Below are 17617 nucleotides of genomic sequence, written 5' to 3'. Positions count from 1 at the left end.
GCTTTAGTTTAAGTAAAAAAGAAGTGAGAAAGGTAATCATGGCAAAAGTAGTGATGTATACCTCGGCAGTCTGCCCTTATTGCATCAATGCCGAGCGCTTGTTGCGCAATAAAGGCGTGACCGAGATTGAAAAGATCCGCATAGATATACAGCCTGAGTTGCGCGCAGAAATGATGGAGAAGACCGGCCGCCGTACCGTGCCACAAATCTATATAGACGAACGCCATATCGGCGGCTTTGATGATTTGCATGCGCTGGATATGCAGGGCGGATTAGATCCGCTGCTGGCGGCTTAAAGCCTGGATCAAAACCCGGCTGCAACCCGTCACAAAAAACACATAGTCAGGCCGTGGATGACCAGTTAGAATAGCGGCTTTTGCGTATTGATATTACAAGGATAGATTCATGGCTCAGGAACCACAAAACCAAGCAGAACAGAACGCAGGCCCAGTTTTCAGTATTGAAAAACTGTACGTGCATGATGCGTCGATCGAAGTGCCGAATGCACCTGCCATTTTTACAGAGCGTACAACCCCGCAAATCAATGTAGAGTTGGGTAATGCGGTTGAGCAAGTGCAAGACGGTATTTTCAATGTGTCTATCAAAGTCACTGTGACGGCGACGATTCAGGATAAAACTGCATTCCTGGTAGAAGTGAATCAATCCGGTATTTTTGCGATCCGCAATGTGCCACAAGAAAATATCGAGCCTATCCTATCCGTGGCTTGCCCTAACATCTTGTTCCCGTATGCGCGTGAAGCGATTTCCGATATGGTGACACGTGCTGGTTTCATGCCAGTATTGTTGAACCCGATCAACTTTGAAGCGTTGTATCTGCAGCAGCAACAGCAGGCTGCACAAGCAGCTGGCGCGCCTAACTAATTTTTATTTGCGTGAAGAGTTAAGTAACTGGTTACTTACTTTTTCTGGATAAATATCAATGAGTAAAGTCGCCGTTTTGGGTGCAGGTGCCTGGGGCACCGCACTTGCCATGCATATCGCTCTCCGCCACGATGTCGTGCTGTGGGCGCGTAACAGTGGTCATGTCTCCGGCATGCGTAAAGCGCGTGCCAACCCGCTATATCTGGGCGAATTCCGTTTCCCTGAAAAACTCACGGTTGAAGATGACCTGGCGACTGCGGTTGCCGGTGCAGACTTGATCCTGTCCGTGGTGCCAACAGCAGGTTTTCGTCCGATTCTGCAGCAGCTGAAAGCGTTAGGCATGAGCCAGCCTTTCATCTGGGCCAATAAAGGGCTGGAGCCGCAGACGGCAAAACTGCCATTTGAAGTCGCGCAGGAAGAACTCGGCAGCGAATATCCATGGGGTGTGTTAAGCGGCCCCAGTTTTGCGGCTGAACTGGTGCGCGGCTTGCCCACTGCGATCACGCTGGCGGCCAATCATAAAGAATTAGCACAGCAGGCGGCACAATTGATACATGGCAGCTGTTTGCGTGTGTATAACAGCACTGATGTTATCGGTGCTTCAGTCGGTGGTGCGGTAAAAAATGTGATGGCGATTGCCGCCGGGATCTCTGACGGCATGGGTTTTGGCAACAATGCGCGCGCGGCCATGATCACGCGTGGCCTGGCGGAAATCACCCGCTTTGGCATGGCATTGGGCGCCAAAGCAGAAACCTTTATGGGGCTGGCAGGGGCGGGGGATTTGATCCTCACTTGTACCGGCCAATATTCGCGTAACCGCGAAGTAGGCCTGCAACTGGCTTCCGGCAAGTCGCTGGAAAGCATACTGGCTGGCCTCGGCCATGTGGCCGAAGGCGTGAATACTGCGCGCGAAGTCATGCGCCGCGCCGAGGTGATCCAGGTGGAAATGCCCATTACCTACGAAGTGAATCAATTGCTGACCAATCAGAAAACGGCACAGGATGCAGTCAGTGCCTTGCTGGGACGTGGTCAGCGTCAAGAGTCTGTTTAGCAGAATGCGTCTCTGGCCTGATCTTAATCAGGCTGGGGTGTGAGATTGCTAATAGCAGAAGTGAAATGTCACGCGACAAGAATCACTTTTTAATACCATCCCTCCGAAGTAAGCTATTCGGCCTTTAACGCTGCGTTCCGCTATTGATTCTAAAGCGGCCAGCTGCGCCTGATGCACTAGTCGCTGTCGTACGCATGTCATGAATTGCCTATAGAGTTGGAACTATGCTGGTCTAGCGTAGTCAGGTGGTTAGCCGTAATGAAAGAGAAGAGTGTAGTGCAGGTGAGTAAAAACAGGTTTTTAAAGGCAGGTGCCGCCGTGGTTGTGCTGGTGACCATGGTCTCCACGCTGTATGTGCTGAAAGCCGAGGCGCTGGCCTGGCATCTCTGGCATCAGTTCAAGCATCATGACCATCAGGGCCTGGACCTTGCGGATTATGAGGTCGCCATTGAGGGTAAGCCACTAGCGAATTACAAAAATACTTCTGGCCTGGCATTTAATCATGAAACCGGCACATTGTTCACCGTGCTCAATGACAAAGGCCTGATCGTTGAATTTAGCCTCGATGGTGAGCCTATCCGTGAAATACAGGTGCATGGTACGGATGACCTTGAAGGCATCTCGCATCTGGAAAAGGATTTTTACGTGGTGGCCGATGAGCGCGAAAGCAAATTGTGGCTGCTGCAAATCAAACCGGAAACACGTGACATTTCCGTCAAAGACGCCAAATTATTACGCTTTGGCCTGAATGAACGCGGCAACAAGAATTTTGAAGGGGTGACCTACGACAGCGTGCATCACCGGCTGATCGTGGTGAAAGAGCGTGACCCTAAGTATGTGATGTCGGTGACTGGCTTATATGAGCCAGATGCAAGCAAGCAAAGCCAGATCGAAGTGCAGCGGCTGCGGCAATTCGACCCGGCATTAAAGTGGGCACTCAGGGATTTGTCCTCCGTCACTTATCATGAGCATACCGGCCATTTCTTTTTGCTTAGTGATGAATCCAAATTGCTCAAGCAGTTTAACGAAGCCGGCCAAACCCTGGGGTCACTCGCCTTATGGAAAGGGTTTCATGGCTTGCATGAAAGTGTGCCTCAAGCCGAGGGTGTTTCGATTGATGATGAAGGCAATGTGTATATCGTCAGTGAGCCCAATCTGTTCTATGTATTTAAGCCAAAAATGCATGCCAGCCATACCTGAACGTGCTTCAGGCATTAAAAAACCCGCTGAAGCGGGTTTTTTAATGTGCTGCTTTTATTGAAGATTATTCAATATCCAGTAACTCAACTTCAAATACCAGCGTGGCATCCGGGCCAATCACCGGGCCGCTACCGTTCGCACCGTAAGCCAGCTCAGAAGGGATGGTCAGCTCAAACTTGCTACCCACCTGCATCAGCTGCAAGCCTTCTACCCAGCCGGAGATCACACCGGTCACCGGGAAAACAATAGGCTCACCACGGTCATATGAACTATCAAATACAGTGCCATCGATCAGCGTGCCTTTGTAATGCACTTTGACTCTATCACTAGGCACCGGCTTTGCGCCGTCGCCAGTCACCAGCGCCTTATATTGCAGGCCGCTATCAGTCGTCTTCACGCCTTCTTTGTTAGCGTTTTCAGCCAGGTAAGCAACGCCAGCGGCTTTATTCTTCTCTTGTGCTGCTGCTTGCTTAGCCTGTGCTTCTTTCTGCACCTGCTCAACTGCACTCTGCTTTTCTTCATTGGATAAACGTGATGGCTGGTCTGTCATCACGTCGCGCACAGCCAGAGCTACCACGTCTGCATCCAGTTCCAGATTATCGTTTCTAAGCTGGTGGGCCAGGTTTTCACCGACGATATAGCTCAGGCGTTGGGTCAGGGTTTTTAATTCAATGGTCATTAAAGTTCTTTCGTCATTTGAGGATGTTGCCTGTTCGACAACATAATGTGTGATTATGTCCGACAAAATCTATAAAACAAAACCCGCCAAAGCGGGTTTTGCTAAATGCTGCTTAGTGCATTTTTGCAAGTTAAAGCGGTTAGTGCAAGGCGCTTATCCGCAGGCAGTACATTGAGTACGACAAGGATAAGCAACGCAGCAATAGCCGCTTTGACGCCGCAAAAATTACATCATTCCGCCCATGCCGCCCATACCACCCATATCCGGCATCGCTGGCGCATCTTCTTTAGGCAACTCAGCAACCATGCAATCAGTCGTCAGCATCAAGCCAGCCACTGAAGCCGCATTCTGCAATGCAGAACGGGTCACTTTAGTTGGGTCCAGAATACCCATTTCAATCATGTCGCCGTAAGTTTCGTTAGCAGCGTTATAACCGTAGTTGCCTTTACCTGCCGCTACATTGTTCACTACGACAGATGGCTCAACACCAGCGTTTTGCGTGATCTGACGCAATGGCTCTTCAACCGCGCGCAGAACGATTTTAACGCCAGCTTCCTGGTCCAGGTTCTCACCTTTTACTTTAGCGATCGCATCACGGGCACGGATCAGCGCTACGCCACCACCAGCCACGATACCTTCTTCAACCGCAGCACGTGTTGCGTGTAATGCATCTTCCACGCGGGCTTTTTTCTCTTTCATTTCGATTTCAGTCGTCGCGCCAACCTTGATCACTGCAACACCACCAGCCAGTTTGGCTACGCGCTCTTGCAATTTTTCACGGTCGTAGTCGCTAGAAGCTTCTTCGATTTGCGTTTTGATCTGGCCGATACGTGCTTTGATGGTTTCTTCGTTGCCAGCGCCGTCGATGATGATGGTGTTTTCTTTGCCCACTTCGATGCGTTTCGCTTGGCCCAGGTCAGTCAGTTGCACACTTTCCAGTTTCAGGCCAACTTCTTCAGAAATCACAGTACCACCGGTCAGCACAGCAATGTCTTCCAGCATGGCTTTACGACGGTCACCAAAACCAGGTGCTTTCACAGCAGTGGTTTTCAGGATGCCGCGGATGTTGTTCACAACCAGGGTTGCCAATGCTTCGCCATCTACATCTTCAGAAATAATCAGCAATGGACGGCCAGCTTTAGCCACTTGCTCCAGTGTAGGCAGCAGATCACGGATGTTGGAGATTTTTTTGTCGTGCAATAACACGAAAGGATTGTCCAGCAACGAAATTTGACGCTCTGGATTGTTGATGAAGTAAGGAGACAGGTAACCACGATCAAACTGCATACCTTCAACAACATCTAATTCATTAGTCAGGCCTGAACCATCTTCAACGGTGATCACGCCTTCTTTGCCCACTTTGTCCATGGCATCAGCAATGATCTGGCCAACGGAGCTGTCAGAGTTAGCAGAAATAGCGCCAACCTGGGCGATTTCCTTACTGGTAGTACAGGGTTTTGATTGCTCTGCCAGATTGGCAACAGCTGCTTCAACCGCTTTATCGATACCGCGCTTCAGGTCCATCGGGTTCATGCCGGCAGCAACAGATTTCATGCCTTCACGGATAATCGCTTGTGCCAATACTGTTGCAGTGGTTGTGCCGTCACCAGCGATGTCATTGGTTTTAGAAGCGACTTCTTTCACCATCTGTGCGCCCATGTTTTCGAATTTGTCTTTCAATTCGATTTCTTTGGCAACAGAAACACCATCCTTAGTGATAGTAGGCGCGCCGAAAGAACGCTCCAACACCACGTTGCGGCCTTTAGGGCCCAAAGTCACGCGTACTGCATTAGCCAATACGTTGACACCATTTACCATTTTTTGGCGAACGTCATCACCAAATCTTACGTCTTTAGCTGCCATTTAAATTCTCCTAACTATTTCGGTTTGCTGGGGGATTGTCTAGGTGAGTGGATTACTCAACAATCGCCATGATGTCTTCTTCGCGCATCACCAACAGCTCTTCGCCGTCGACTTTAACCGCTTGACCAGAGTATTTGCCGAACAACACTTTGTCGCCGACTTTAACGTCCAACGGAATCGTTTTGCCGTTGTCATCTTTTTTACCGTTACCAACGGCTTGCACAATGCCTTGATCAGGTTTTTCAGTAGCGCTATCCGGAATCACGATGCCAGAAGCGGTTGTGCGCTCTTCAGCGGCGCGTTTAACGATCACTCGATCGTGCAATGGACGAATACTCATGAATATCTCCTTGTATTCCTAAAGGTTTATTTGGGAAGAGTTTAAATAAAAATAACAAAATAGAGTTACAGCGCGCATTTTAGCACTCGCGCACCCTGATTGCTAATTTGGGACGCTAAACCTTATTTTCAAGAGGGAAATGAAAAAATGTTGCTGTTGTGATTGCACTCTATATGTTGAGGTTGATTGCAAACGATGCGGCGCAGCTCAAGCTGGTACAGTCCTGTGTGGACTGTAGTCTTGCAGACAATCGCTTTGAAATTTTTACGATGCGATTAACGCATGTCGACCACAGCCGAGACCAGATACATGACGAGTGGCCTGACGATCAATACGCAAAAAAATGCCACTGGCATGGCCAGCGCATAGGCATGCACGACGCGCAGTAAATAGCCGCTGTGGACCCCGCTATTCGCAGCGACGATGACCATGGACATTAAAAAAGCCATGATGCCAGCCATGAAAAACGCAAACACATAGGGGGTGAACTTTTTGGGGATCCTGCGTGCATTGGGTTGTGGTTTGATCACTTTTTTAGCCTCCATATTGAAGCGACACTTTATGCGTATCACCATGGGTCGGGTAGAGGATTGATTCTTGAATCATCTTAAAGTTAAACTATCGAATGGATTAACTAATCGATAGTGATATGGATACACTGCGTAGTATTGAGAGTTTCGTCAAGGCGGTACAGGCCGGCAGTATTGCGGCGGGTGCGCGCTTGCAGGGGATTACGGCAGCGGCGGCCAGCCAGAATATCCAGCGCCTGGAAAAGTCACTCGGCACCCGCTTGCTGATCCGCACCACGCGCAATCTGGCGATGACAGAAAGTGGTGAGCTTTATTACGCAGAAGTGGCGCAGTTGATCGCGGGGCTCGCACGGGCGCAATCGGTGGTGACGGAGTTTCACGGGCAGCCGCAGGGGCGATTAAGGGTAGGCGTTTCGGTTGCGTTTGGGCGGCATATCCTGATGCCGCTGATCCCGATGTTTGCACGCAACTTTCCCAAGCTGTCGATTGAAGTAGTGCTATCGGACAGGAGCCTGGACCATATCACCGAAGATATCGATGTGAGTATCCGCTTTAAAGAGCAGCTGGAACCTGGCCTGGTCGCCAGAAAGATCGCTACCGCCCCTGTTGTCTATTGCGCTTCTCCTGACTATCTACAACGCAAGGGCATACCAAAAAACCCTGAGGATCTATCTGCCCATGATTGCCTGATGTTCCGTGTACCGGTAGATGGCCGTCTGTTTAGCTGGGCATTTGTGCGTGACGGCATCCGTTATGAACCTGAGATCACACCCGGCATTATCTGTAATGACATCGATTCGTTGCATAGGCTGGTGGTGGAGGGCGCGGGCATTACGCGGCTGGCAACTTTTATTGCTCACCAAGATATCCAGCGCGGTGCGTTGATCGCGTTATTTCAGCCATCCTCCGCCAGCGAAAATGCCGTTCGCTCAGACACGGTGCCGCTGGAGTTCTATGCCTGTTTTCGTGATAAGCATGCAATCACCAATAAAGTCAGGGCATTTGTGGATTACCTGGTCAGCGCAATCCCGCAGGCTTTGTGAATGCATGGCAGCTGCAGCGGTTAAAAGCTTTCGCGCATGTAAATTACCTGTGTTTTATAAACGCCAAAAGTGGCGCGCGCACTGGGGGCCGTGAGGCCAAACCAGGGCGAGAGGATACCGGCGGTAGCCGAGGTCGCTGAGCTGCTTAGGCAGGTTTGATCACCAGGCGTGAGTGTGCCCAGGTTCACCGCGATATCAACGCTGCCGGTGTTGGGCAGGCTATCCGTACCGATGCCAGGCGCGGTTAACTTGATCGCCAGTTTGCCATTACTCATGCTGGCGTTGCCAGACAGATAGGTTTCACAGGCAGACAGGTGGCCTTTGTAGTTTTTCAGCGCGATGCTGGACAAAGGGATTGCGGTGCAATTATCACCGGCACTTCTGACATAGGCGCTGCCGTTCCAGTATTGCGCTTCAACCTGGAGAGGCAGTGTCAGTAATTCTGAACCGTGCGCATTTTGCACATTCAGGCGGCCATATAAATAAGTCACATTGGACGATAAGGTGGTTTGGGTCGAGGAAATGGTCACGCCAGCATCCACGTATTGTGGTTGCGCCGACAAGGTGATGATTTGCGGACTCACCGGCGAGGCCGGGCGCGAGAGAGTATGCGCGGCGACAATATTGGCTACCCCTTTGACCCAGTTGCCTGTCACTGCCGGAACTGCCAGGCCGCTACTTAAAGTGGCGCCATTGAGTGGCGTGGCAGTGAACTGGTATTTACTCCAGTCTGTCAGCAGAAAAGCGGCTGAGCCGATATAGTTTTGCGTGGTGTTGCCTGCGGCATTTTTGGCAGTCAGGATAAACGGGGTAGTTAGCCCGGGCGCTGTTGCCGTGCCTTGACCATAATAGGCAAACGCCCCGCAAGCTTGCGTGACACTGGCGCCGGGCGTGACTAGAAAATGGTCAGGCACAAACCTGCCGTAGTAATAAGGGCTTAAGGGCACATGGCCAAAAGCACATGCATTCATGGTGCCCATGGGTAAAAAACCTGCCGCGCAATCACCGGCACTGGCATCCACCTGGGTGAAGGTATCGTCATACACGGCATAGGGGTCAAAGCGGAAATAACCGACTTCACTGTAGGTGAAATTGCTGCCGCTAGCGCTGCCGTTGGCCGCAGTGGTAAATGCCCCTGACAGCAGGCCGGTATTGACTGCCCCGGCGTGTGCGACCAGCCTGGTGATGTCGATTTTTGGCGTGCCGGTGTAGTTTGAAAGCCCGGTACCGGCGGTTAAAGTAAAAGCGCTTCCCGCTTTAATTGCCGGGCTCGCGGTGACATTCAGGCCGAGCAGCGGGTCTGCATTGGCGTTGGAGGTGACGCTGGTAAACGCATTCGGCCTGACTGCGAAGTTATCGGTAGAACGCGAAGTCGGGTTGGTGGCATTGCTATCGGTGACCTGGCAACGAATGTTTTTGTAAGCATTGGCAATGGTGGTTGAAATAGTTTTCCTGCCATTGTCTGTGCTGGTAAAGGTCACCGTTTGCGAAGTGATTTCCGCCATGCTGCCGGCGCAGGTCTGGTTAGCTAATATGGCGGGGTCGCCACAATCCATAAACTTCAGGGTCACCGTTTTATTATTGTCACCCTTGGAAACGTAAGTGGTATTCACGCTGCTGTCGGCTGCCAATGCCACCACATCTGCATTAAATGCCACATTGGCCACCTGGGTAAATAAATGCCCGCTGGCCGCGTTCGAGTTAGCAATCGAAGGGTCTATGCAGGTGAAATTATTGGCGGGTGTCGAGCAGCCATTGACTTTATAGCCCCACAGGTTTGAAACGCACGAGGTGGTTGAGCATTTAGTGCCATTGAAACAACACACTCCGGTGGTGGTGGAGTTATATTCCATCACGATCGCCCAGATGTAACTGGAGGTCGTCCTGGCGCAACCGGCGATCTTGCCCCAGTTATCGATGACGCCGGTGACAGTGACCGCGTTGTTGATCGCGGATGAACCATCCACAAACACATTGGTAGTCACGGCCGCCAGCAAGGCACCGTTGTTGGACATATCAACGGCCCCGTTCACAACCGACCCCGCATACAAAAACAATTGCGAAGATACTTGCGAGGTGGCCGTGACTGTTCCGTTGATCACACTTTGATAGGCAGAGATATACGAAACGCCTAACCCGGAAGAGGAGGCCGTGATATTGCCAGCCACCGTCGAGCCACTACCCAATACGATGGATGACAGGTTGGCGATGATCGCACCGTTGTAATTTGTATTGCTTGAAAGCGCCCCGACCACATTGCCGACACTGACATCTGCGCCGAATACATTGTTAGGTCCGTTCACGATCAGCGAGCAGCCGCTGCAGTTCACGGTGGATGAAATATGATTGCCGCCGGAAAGGGTGACCGCGCCAACAGTGGTGGAGATATTGCCGTTGACCACCGCATTGCTATTCAGCGTCACCAGGCCAGTCGCGCCAATAATATTGCCATTGACGACCGAGTTGGATAATAAAATCACCGCCCCCAAACTGCTTGCTGTGACATGGCCAGTCACCGTGCCCGACACGGTGATGCTGCCATTCGAGGTGCTCAGGTTACCCTTCACAAATGCTGCTGCGGTGGTCAAGATGCTGTTGTTGCCCGCGCTGATGCTGGCATACACCGTGGGGAAAGACATGGTCACCAGGCCTTTAGCCACCAGGGTGACATTAGCCAGTTGCGTCGCACTCCCAATGTTAAAGCCGCCTATCGTCAGGAAATTGTTAAACGTGACCGTGACATTGCCAGCATCCAGAAACTGCACATGGTCCTGGATATTCAGATTGTTAGCGCAGGTGTAAACGCCTGCACTGCCGGTGCAGCCTGGTGGCATAGGCGCGCCAGCCGCGGCCGGGAAAGAATAAAGCGCATGGGCAGTCATGCTGGTGAGCACCAGTATGAACAACAGGCTCAGGGAAATAATCCAGCTAAAAGTTGGGCTTTTAGATGCTTTTTTGCAACGCAATGAAGTAACGAGATATTGCATATCCGATCTCCAATGGCAACTAAACCCATGTGCCGATCAATCTTTAAATGATCTGGGAAAAATCATTTATATCGTATTTTATTTACATAAATATATTTACATGTATTTATAAAGTTGGCAATAACTTAAATAATTATGGTGGTTTGTTTACATTTAAGGCGAGGGCAAACGATGCGAAATAGGTAGTGGGGTTAGCGCTCCCGGCTACTTTTGAAACCATGAAATGATTGAATACGAACGCTGACGACAAAGCCTCAAAATCGAATGTTATCCAACAACCCTGTCGTCCATGCGAATGGGTAAATAGATTGACTGCGTTTTTTGTGAAAAGTTGAATGTATATGATTTTATAGCCAGTCAGCAGGCTAAGGTTTATTGTTAACGCCATAAGTGTTTAAAACCGTGATGGTTTTCTGCGGTAATTCAAAAGCAAGAGTCAGAGTGTAAAGAACAGCATTCTTCGGTATCTTGGTTTTATTCCAAACAGGTAAAGAGTGGATGATGATACAAACCCAAAATGAAACAAACCAAAGTGGCAGCGCTCAAGCCGTGATGCGCGACCCTCGCTGGCAGCAGGTATTGGACCGCAATGGGCAAGCCGATGGGCAGTTTTTTTATGCAGTGAAAACAACTGGTGTTTACTGCCGTCCTTCTTGTGGCGCCAGGCAGCCCAGGCCGGAGAATGTCGCCTTTTATGCCACCGCAGCCGAGGCGGCAAGCGCCGGGTTTCGTCCATGCAAACGCTGCAAGCCTGAGCAATTGCCGTTATCTAAAGTGCATGCAGACAAGGTTGCTTTGGCCTGTCGTTTATTAGAAACGGCAGAAGTGATGCCTACACTCACGCAATTAGCCGCACACGCCGGGCTGAGCACCTACCATTTTCACCGCGTGTTTAAATCTATCACCGGATTAACGCCCAAAGCCTATGCGAGTGCCCACAGGGCGCAAGCCATTCGTGAAAAACTGGCGCATAGTCCCAGCGTGACACAGGCCATTTATGCCGCTGGCTATGCATCGAATAGCCGCTTTTATGAGACGGCTAACCATACATTGGGCATGCAAGCCAGGCAATATCTCAAGGGTGGTATCCACACGACGATACGCTTTGCGCTGGCAGAATGCTCCCTGGGGAGCATTCTGGTGGCCAGCAGTGACAAAGGCATATGCGCGATTTCAATCGGCGATGATGCAGAACACTTGCTAAGCGAGTTGCAGGACAGATTTCCAAACGCCAACCTGATCGGCGGCGATGCAGCATTTGAATCACTGGTCGCCAGCGTGATTGCTTTTGTTGAGTCGCCCCGGTTAGGGCTGGACCTGCCACTGGATATCCAGGGCACCGCTTTCCAGCAACGCGTCTGGCTGGCGCTGCGTGAGATCCCTGCTGGCTCCACTGTGACTTATACCGAGCTCGCTCAACGCATAGGCATGCCTAACGCAGTGCGTGCAGTGGCCAGTGCTTGTGCCGCGAATACCTTGGCGGTGATGATACCCTGTCATCGGGTGGTGCGGCTTAATGGCGCGCTATCAGGTTATCGTTGGGGTGTGCAACGTAAACAGGCACTGATCGAACGGGAATCTGAAACATAAATTGTTTCAAAGAATTAAGTTTAAACATAATCCCAAATGAAAAATGGTTGTGAATTGGTTGTTATTTGGCTGTAAACAGCCATTGTGTCGACCATGAATTTTTGAAAATTGTTGTTGATTCAAATGTTTAGCTAACTGGCATTGATATTGCGCATAAAAACACAGTTGTTATCCAGAGTGCAAAATGTCCAGTCAATTGTCTGATTCACAGGGTTTGATACGGTTGCTTTATCAAGAGCATCACGTCTGGTTGCGCGCCTGGATCAACAAAAGGCTAGGCTGCAAAAACGGCGCAGCGGATCTGGCTCAGGATACTTTCCTTAACCTTTTGTTAAAAGCTGAACTGCCGGTTTTAAATGAGCCCAGAGCCTATCTTAGCCGTATCGCTCATGGCCTGCTGGTCGACCACGTCCGCCGCCGCGATCTTGAGCGCGCCTACCTGGAAGCGCTGGCATATATGATGCCAGATGAAGTAGGCTCGCCAGAAGCACGCGCGCTGATGCTGGAACTACTGGTGCGCCTGGATTGCATGCTGGATGGTTTGCCCGCCAAGGTACGCAGTGCTTTCCTGCTGGCGCAACTCGAAGGCGCAAGCTACCAGGAGATCGCCACCCGCCTGGGCGTTTCAACCCGCACCGTGGGCACCTATGTGGCAACGGCCATGCTGCAATGCATGGCGTTGTTGCAGGAATAGGTGGTGTATTAACAATGCGTTCTGACCTCAGCGCTCACATCACCCCAGCCATGCAGGAAGCCAGCGCCTGGTATGCCCGCTGGCTGTCTGGCGAAATGGATGAACAGGCAAAATCTGCCTGGCAATCGTGGCTGGACGCAGATGAAGAACATACGCGTGCCTGGCAGCAAATCGAGCGCGTACAGCAATATTTTGGCAAGGTACCAGGCGCGCTGGCAGTCGCCACCTTGCAAGCACCGCCTTCTGCTGAGCGCCGCCGTATCCTCAAACAACTGATGCTGGTGCTCTCTGTCAGCGGGGCGGGGTATTACAGCTATCGCAAGCAGCCATGGCGTGGCGTCATGGCCGATGCCAGCACCCGCGTCGGTGAGCAGCGGCAAATCAAACTGGTGGATGGCACCATCGTGCACCTCAATACCGATTCCGCCATTAATATTGTCTACAGCGAGACTGCCAGATTGGTCGAGCTGGTGCGTGGCGAAATATTGATTGAAACCGCGCATGAGCCATACCGCGCTTATCGTCCTTTCAGCGTCATCACCCAACAAGGCAGCGTCACGGCGTTGGGCACCCGGTTCAGTGTGCGTGAATGGCAGCATCAGCAACCTGGCCTTGCAAAAGTGGATATGGTGAAAGTAAGCGTGTTTGAAAGCATGGTCGATGTGCGCACGGCGCATAAACCTGATTCTCCGGTAAGAGTGAACGCGGGTGAATCGCTGGTGTTTACCCAAACACAAGTGTTTGCCAAAACCAGGTTAAAAGCCACAGACAAAGCCTGGGTGAATGGCCTCATCGTCGTCTACGCCATGCGTCTAAAAGACTTTGCCGATGAGCTTTCCCGCTATCAATCCGGCGTATTGCGTTGCGACCCGGCCGTGGCCGATTTGCAGATTTCCGGCTCATTCCCCATCGGCGATATCGAAGCCATACTCAATACCGTAGAACAAACCTTACCTGTACGCGTCAAGCGATTCACACGCTTCTGGACCACGCTCACGCCAGCGTGATACTGGCTGCCCTAGTCAGATCTCAAATTTTTTTCAAAAAATTTCCAATTTCACTTCCGGTTTTTATTTTTCATTCGGCATAGCAGTAATTACATAGATTTTTGCTGGCAGAAGGTGTCGAGAGTGAATCATAAAAAACGTAAAAGCGTTAACCGGGGTGAGATTTATATACTAAGTGCCAGCTTATTGCTTTTCACGATGGTGGGAGAAGCAACGGCCGAAGCGCTCAATATCAGCCTGCCCAAAAAAACCTACCAGATCCCGGCAGGTGACCTGAGCGACACATTGCCTGATTACGCCGCCGAATCAGGCATCCTGCTGGGGTTTGACCCCATCCTCACCCAAGGTAAACGCAGCGCTACCCTCAAAGGACAATATGGGGTTCTGGAAGGATTCGATACTTTGCTTAAAGATAGCGGGCTGGAAGTCATCCAGGGTAGCGATGGACGCTACCAGTTACGCCGCGCTGCGCCCAAACCAAAGCCAATTCCAGGGGCACCGGAAAAGGAAGATAAAGCGCTAAAGCTTGAGGGTATTGAGGTCAGGGCTAAACGTTTTTATGAGGTGGGCCCCTTACCAGGCTTAGGTTTAACGAAAGAAGAAATTCCAGGAAACGTACAAAGCATCTCTGCGAAAGAAATCAAAGAGGCACATGCACTTAGCCTCACAGATTTAATGAATCGCAAATTACAATCAGTGACGGTAAATGACTATCAGGGCAATCCATTTCAGATGGATGTGCAATACCGTGGTTTCACCGCAGGGCCTCAGATTGGCACCCCACAAGGTTTATCCGTATTTATTGATGGTATCCGAGTCAACGAACCCTTCGGGGATGTAGTCAACTGGGACATGATTCCCATGAATGCATTATCCAGTGTTGATGTCTTTCCAGGTTCAAACCCTATTTTTGGGTTAAATACTCTAGGAGGCGCTTTTTCCCTTAAAACTAAAGATGGTTTTAATAATGCCGGTGCTGATGTTGATATTCTGACTGGCTCCTTTGGCCGCAAACAATTGCAACTTGAAGGTGGTTGGAATAACGGTACTGTGGGTATATTTGCCGCTGGTAATTTATTCTTGGAAGATGGTTGGCGAAAAAACTCTCCCAGTAGAGTTAATCAATTGTTTAGTAAAGCAAGTTACCGTGGAGATAATTTAGACCTGAATCTGAGCACACTGTTGGTGCAAACAGACCTAACGGGTAATGGCCTGCTACCAACAAATGAATATGAGCAAAATCGTAATGGCGTTTACACAAGTCCAGATACTACTAAAAATAATTTAGCTCAGTTTCAGCTATCTGGCAGCTACTTTGTAAACGATAAGTTTAGTGTCACAGGTCAAGTTTACCGTCGAAATAGTAAAAGAAAACAGCGGAGTGGAGATGTTTTTACGGATTATGCCGATGGCCTTTTAGCGAGAAGAAGACCAGGGATCAATCCACTTACCAATACGCCCGAGGAATATACCTGTTTGTTTAATAGCACAAATCCTTATGGCATTCCAGATTACTACTTAGTACCAGTGCCGGTTAATCCAGTAGACGGTAGTGCCGACTTAATGGCTTCATCTTTCTTTAATGATTTACTTTCTGATGGCGTATTAGATCAGGATCACTCCGGATTAAAAAATGCAACGCTAAGTGACGAGTATGTTAGGACTTATCAATCGGTCATAAATTACTATAAGAATTTTTACGAAAGCGCAATTTATAATCGTACGAATGGGACCTTAACTGGGCCAACTGGTTTGGGACCAGATGTATCTTATAGTTATGGCACTGACTCTCAATATGTAGCTGGGGTAACGACTTGGCAAGCTTTTTATAGTCAGTCTTTTGGGGGAGTGGTTTTAACTCTTGATAGTTATATAAACGAGGTAAATGCTGGGGTTATTACCCGGTATTATGTAGTGCCACTGGGCCCAACAAACGAAGCTAACTGTGCATCAACCCAATTAACTAATGTTGCAGGCGGACCAATTCTCGGAGGGGGCGCCTACACTTATCAAGACCCCAACGGCCCGTTTCCTGCTAGGGTGGATGGCATAGATGTTGGGCAACCAGGAGTAGTAGACGGAACACCAACAGGTATTATCACCAACAATCAGATTGATCAAATCGTAGATGGTTTTTCGCTCCAGCTGAACTGGAACCTAGATAAACATAAGTTTATGGTTGGTGCTTCTTTAGATTCCGCACGAGCCGATTACACCAATGATCAACAACTTGCATTTATTAATTCAGCTCGCGAGGTTTATCTTGACCCATCGCAGGCGCATCCACAGTTTGCCGGCGCATTTGCACCAATCAGTAATAATAATTTTGATGGTACGAGTATTACTAAAAGCCTATATTTTAGCGATACTTGGACGCCTGTTGAAACACTGCACTTTACCGCAGCTGGTCGCTACAACCAAACCCGAGTTAAGAATACTATTGCAGCCCGCTACGGAGTCGGGGCATATCAAATTGGTGATTTAATAGCAATTCCCGATAACTATAATATTTGTCCAAACGGTAATTGTGCTGGAGTAGATGTCAATTATCGCTTGCCAGAAATTTTGAATGCGCTTGATGCCGCTGAAACGGAAAAGTTTACCTACTATTCCTTCAACCCATCCTTAGGTATGACTTGGCAAGCTAAAGAAAATCTGAATTTCTTTGCCAATATCGCACAAGGTACCAGAACACCTAGTGTGATTGAGCTCGGATGTGCATATGACGATACTCCTGTTCCAGGTCTTGGTGGCGCTCTTGGGCCGCGTAGTATTGTAGAAAATCGGTTCTGCTCACTACCCACAACACTCTCTGGCGACCCATTCCTTAAGCAAATAAGAGCCACTACTTACGATATCGGTTTACGCGGCATGATCGGTGACAATATGCAATGGAACTTGGGCGCTTATCAAACTGATTTGAGAAATGATATTTACTTTATTGCAGTAGGCTCCCCAGGGCAGGGTTTCTTTGACAACGTTGGTAGAACACGTCGTCGGGGTCTGGAAGCAGGGTTATCCGGTCGAAAAGATGAGTGGCGTTTTAGTCTTAACTATGCACTTACCGAGGCCACTTTTCAGGATACCTTCGATATTCCTAGCGATGCAAACAGTAGTTCTAATAACGTTAATGGACTTGGCACCATCCGGGTAACGCCCGGTAGTCGTATGCCGGGCGTACCACTTCAAAACTTGAATGCTAGCGCCAACTACGACGTCACAGATAAATGGACAGTGGGTTTAAGTATGGTGGCGCATTCCGATAGCTATTTGAGGGGCAATGAGAATAATCAACACCAGCAAGGCATTGCGCAAGCCAGGACCGTATTTGTGCCTGGAATAGGCAACACAACTGTTTACCGCCAGCCGTCCACTAATCCGGGAAAAGTAAGCGGATATGCGACTTTTAACTTCCAGACTAGCTATAAATTAGGCAAAGAATGGACCGCTACTATGATGGTTAACAATCTTTTTGATAAAGAGTACTTCAGTGCTGGTCGTTTAGGGCGTAATCCATTTTCTCCCAGCATTCTTGGCGCAGTTGGAACAGATGGGTACAACCATAACTCTGGTGATTGGCTAAGCACTAACTTTATTGCGCCAGGTGCTCCCAGGGGTGTTTGGTTCAGCTTGAACTGGCACTTTGTGCCAGATTGATGTATAAATGTAAATTATTGTTAACGACGTCAGGTTTTTTGCTCTCTCAGCGATTAAACAAGTATAGGGATGTGAATACGTAATGTTCCTGATT

General features: G+C 49.7%; 14 protein-coding genes. 9 read left to right on the top strand and 5 right to left on the bottom strand.

Annotated elements, in window-relative coordinates:
* The first annotated feature begins 38 nt into the window (after positions 1-38).
* The 4 genes from grxC to ACTS9Y_RS02865 all read left to right on the top strand — a co-directional run bounded on the left by grxC (position 39) and on the right by ACTS9Y_RS02865 (position 3133).
* Positions 39-296 (top strand): glutaredoxin 3, encoded by a 258-nt coding sequence (grxC, locus tag ACTS9Y_RS02880; protein WP_442584507.1) that lies wholly within the window; start codon positions 39-41, stop codon positions 294-296.
* A gap of 109 nt (positions 297-405) precedes the next feature.
* Positions 406-882, top strand: coding sequence for a protein-export chaperone SecB (gene secB, locus ACTS9Y_RS02875; protein ID WP_442584506.1), 477 nt, complete (start codon positions 406-408; stop codon positions 880-882).
* A 58-nt stretch (positions 883-940) separates the two neighbouring features.
* On the top strand, positions 941-1933 hold the full coding sequence (locus tag ACTS9Y_RS02870; RefSeq protein ID WP_442584505.1) for an NAD(P)H-dependent glycerol-3-phosphate dehydrogenase: 993 nt from the start codon (positions 941-943) through the stop codon (positions 1931-1933).
* A gap of 258 nt (positions 1934-2191) precedes the next feature.
* Positions 2192-3133 (top strand): SdiA-regulated domain-containing protein, encoded by a 942-nt coding sequence (locus ACTS9Y_RS02865; protein WP_442584504.1) that lies wholly within the window; start codon positions 2192-2194, stop codon positions 3131-3133.
* A 64-nt stretch (positions 3134-3197) separates the two neighbouring features.
* Here the strand turns inward: ACTS9Y_RS02865 and ACTS9Y_RS02860 are convergent, their stop codons facing one another.
* The 4 genes from ACTS9Y_RS02860 to ACTS9Y_RS02845 all read right to left on the bottom strand — a co-directional run bounded on the left by ACTS9Y_RS02860 (position 3198) and on the right by ACTS9Y_RS02845 (position 6560).
* Positions 3198-3812 (bottom strand): FKBP-type peptidyl-prolyl cis-trans isomerase, encoded by a 615-nt coding sequence (locus tag ACTS9Y_RS02860; protein ID WP_442584503.1) that lies wholly within the window; start codon positions 3810-3812, stop codon positions 3198-3200.
* Between the two features lie 225 nt (positions 3813-4037).
* A complete protein-coding gene (gene groL / locus ACTS9Y_RS02855; RefSeq protein ID WP_442584502.1) occupies positions 4038-5675 on the bottom strand; it encodes a chaperonin GroEL in 1638 nt (545 codons plus the stop codon).
* Positions 5676-5727: 52 nt separating this feature from the next.
* Entirely contained in the window at positions 5728-6015 is a 288-nt protein-coding gene (locus tag ACTS9Y_RS02850) for a co-chaperone GroES (protein WP_442584501.1), read from the bottom strand.
* A 275-nt stretch (positions 6016-6290) separates the two neighbouring features.
* Positions 6291-6560: a DUF2798 domain-containing protein gene (locus tag ACTS9Y_RS02845; protein WP_442584500.1), complete on the bottom strand. Its 270-nt coding sequence runs from the start codon at positions 6558-6560 to the stop codon at positions 6291-6293.
* Positions 6561-6664: 104 nt separating this feature from the next.
* Between ACTS9Y_RS02845 and ACTS9Y_RS02840 the strand changes: the two genes are divergently transcribed.
* A complete protein-coding gene (locus tag ACTS9Y_RS02840; protein ID WP_442584499.1) occupies positions 6665-7588 on the top strand; it encodes a LysR family transcriptional regulator in 924 nt (307 codons plus the stop codon).
* A 20-nt stretch (positions 7589-7608) separates the two neighbouring features.
* Here ACTS9Y_RS02840 and ACTS9Y_RS02835 read toward each other — a convergent pair whose 3' ends face one another.
* Positions 7609-10575 carry a DUF6701 domain-containing protein gene (locus tag ACTS9Y_RS02835; protein ID WP_442584498.1) on the bottom strand — a complete coding sequence of 989 codons (2967 nt, stop codon included), beginning with the start codon at positions 10573-10575 and terminating at the stop codon, positions 7609-7611.
* Between the two features lie 501 nt (positions 10576-11076).
* Between ACTS9Y_RS02835 and ada the strand changes: the two genes are divergently transcribed.
* The 4 genes from ada (at position 11077) to ACTS9Y_RS02815 (ending at position 17523) form a co-directional block, all read left to right on the top strand.
* Positions 11077-12165: a bifunctional DNA-binding transcriptional regulator/O6-methylguanine-DNA methyltransferase Ada gene (gene ada / locus ACTS9Y_RS02830; protein ID WP_442584497.1), complete on the top strand. Its 1089-nt coding sequence runs from the start codon at positions 11077-11079 to the stop codon at positions 12163-12165.
* Positions 12166-12349: 184 nt separating this feature from the next.
* Positions 12350-12859, top strand: coding sequence for a sigma-70 family RNA polymerase sigma factor (locus ACTS9Y_RS02825; RefSeq protein WP_442584496.1), 510 nt, complete (start codon positions 12350-12352; stop codon positions 12857-12859).
* 14 nt (positions 12860-12873) lie between these two features.
* Positions 12874-13866 (top strand): FecR domain-containing protein, encoded by a 993-nt coding sequence (locus ACTS9Y_RS02820; protein ID WP_442584495.1) that lies wholly within the window; start codon positions 12874-12876, stop codon positions 13864-13866.
* Between the two features lie 198 nt (positions 13867-14064).
* Entirely contained in the window at positions 14065-17523 is a 3459-nt protein-coding gene (locus ACTS9Y_RS02815; RefSeq protein WP_442586893.1) for a TonB-dependent receptor domain-containing protein, read from the top strand.
* The last annotated feature ends 94 nt before the right edge of the window (positions 17524-17617 follow it).

The sequence above is a fragment of the Methylophilus sp. genome (assembly GCF_052173275.1).
GTDB lineage: Bacteria > Pseudomonadota > Gammaproteobacteria > Burkholderiales > Methylophilaceae > Methylophilus.
Note: the sequence above shows the minus strand (reverse complement) of the source record. Positions and strands in the feature narration are given on the sequence as shown.

What these genes read in the sequence shown, in the direction of transcription:
- grxC (WP_442584507.1), top strand. Translation starts at nt 39, where the DNA reads ATGGCAAAAGTAGTGATGTATACCTCGGCAGTCTGCCCTTATTGCATC.
- secB (WP_442584506.1), top strand. Translation starts at nt 406, where the DNA reads ATGGCTCAGGAACCACAAAACCAAGCAGAACAGAACGCAGGCCCAGTT.
- ACTS9Y_RS02870 (WP_442584505.1), top strand. Translation starts at nt 941, where the DNA reads ATGAGTAAAGTCGCCGTTTTGGGTGCAGGTGCCTGGGGCACCGCACTT.
- ACTS9Y_RS02865 (WP_442584504.1), top strand. Translation starts at nt 2,192, where the DNA reads ATGAAAGAGAAGAGTGTAGTGCAGGTGAGTAAAAACAGGTTTTTAAAG.
- ACTS9Y_RS02860 (WP_442584503.1), bottom strand. Translation starts at nt 3,812, where the DNA reads ATGACCATTGAATTAAAAACCCTGACCCAACGCCTGAGCTATATCGTC.
- groL (WP_442584502.1), bottom strand. Translation starts at nt 5,675, where the DNA reads ATGGCAGCTAAAGACGTAAGATTTGGTGATGACGTTCGCCAAAAAATG.
- ACTS9Y_RS02850 (WP_442584501.1), bottom strand. Translation starts at nt 6,015, where the DNA reads ATGAGTATTCGTCCATTGCACGATCGAGTGATCGTTAAACGCGCCGCT.
- ACTS9Y_RS02845 (WP_442584500.1), bottom strand. Translation starts at nt 6,560, where the DNA reads ATGGAGGCTAAAAAAGTGATCAAACCACAACCCAATGCACGCAGGATC.
- ACTS9Y_RS02840 (WP_442584499.1), top strand. Translation starts at nt 6,665, where the DNA reads ATGGATACACTGCGTAGTATTGAGAGTTTCGTCAAGGCGGTACAGGCC.
- ACTS9Y_RS02835 (WP_442584498.1), bottom strand. Translation starts at nt 10,575, where the DNA reads ATGCAATATCTCGTTACTTCATTGCGTTGCAAAAAAGCATCTAAAAGC.
- ada (WP_442584497.1), top strand. Translation starts at nt 11,077, where the DNA reads ATGATACAAACCCAAAATGAAACAAACCAAAGTGGCAGCGCTCAAGCC.
- ACTS9Y_RS02825 (WP_442584496.1), top strand. Translation starts at nt 12,350, where the DNA reads ATGTCCAGTCAATTGTCTGATTCACAGGGTTTGATACGGTTGCTTTAT.
- ACTS9Y_RS02820 (WP_442584495.1), top strand. Translation starts at nt 12,874, where the DNA reads ATGCGTTCTGACCTCAGCGCTCACATCACCCCAGCCATGCAGGAAGCC.
- ACTS9Y_RS02815 (WP_442586893.1), top strand. Translation starts at nt 14,065, where the DNA reads ATGGTGGGAGAAGCAACGGCCGAAGCGCTCAATATCAGCCTGCCCAAA.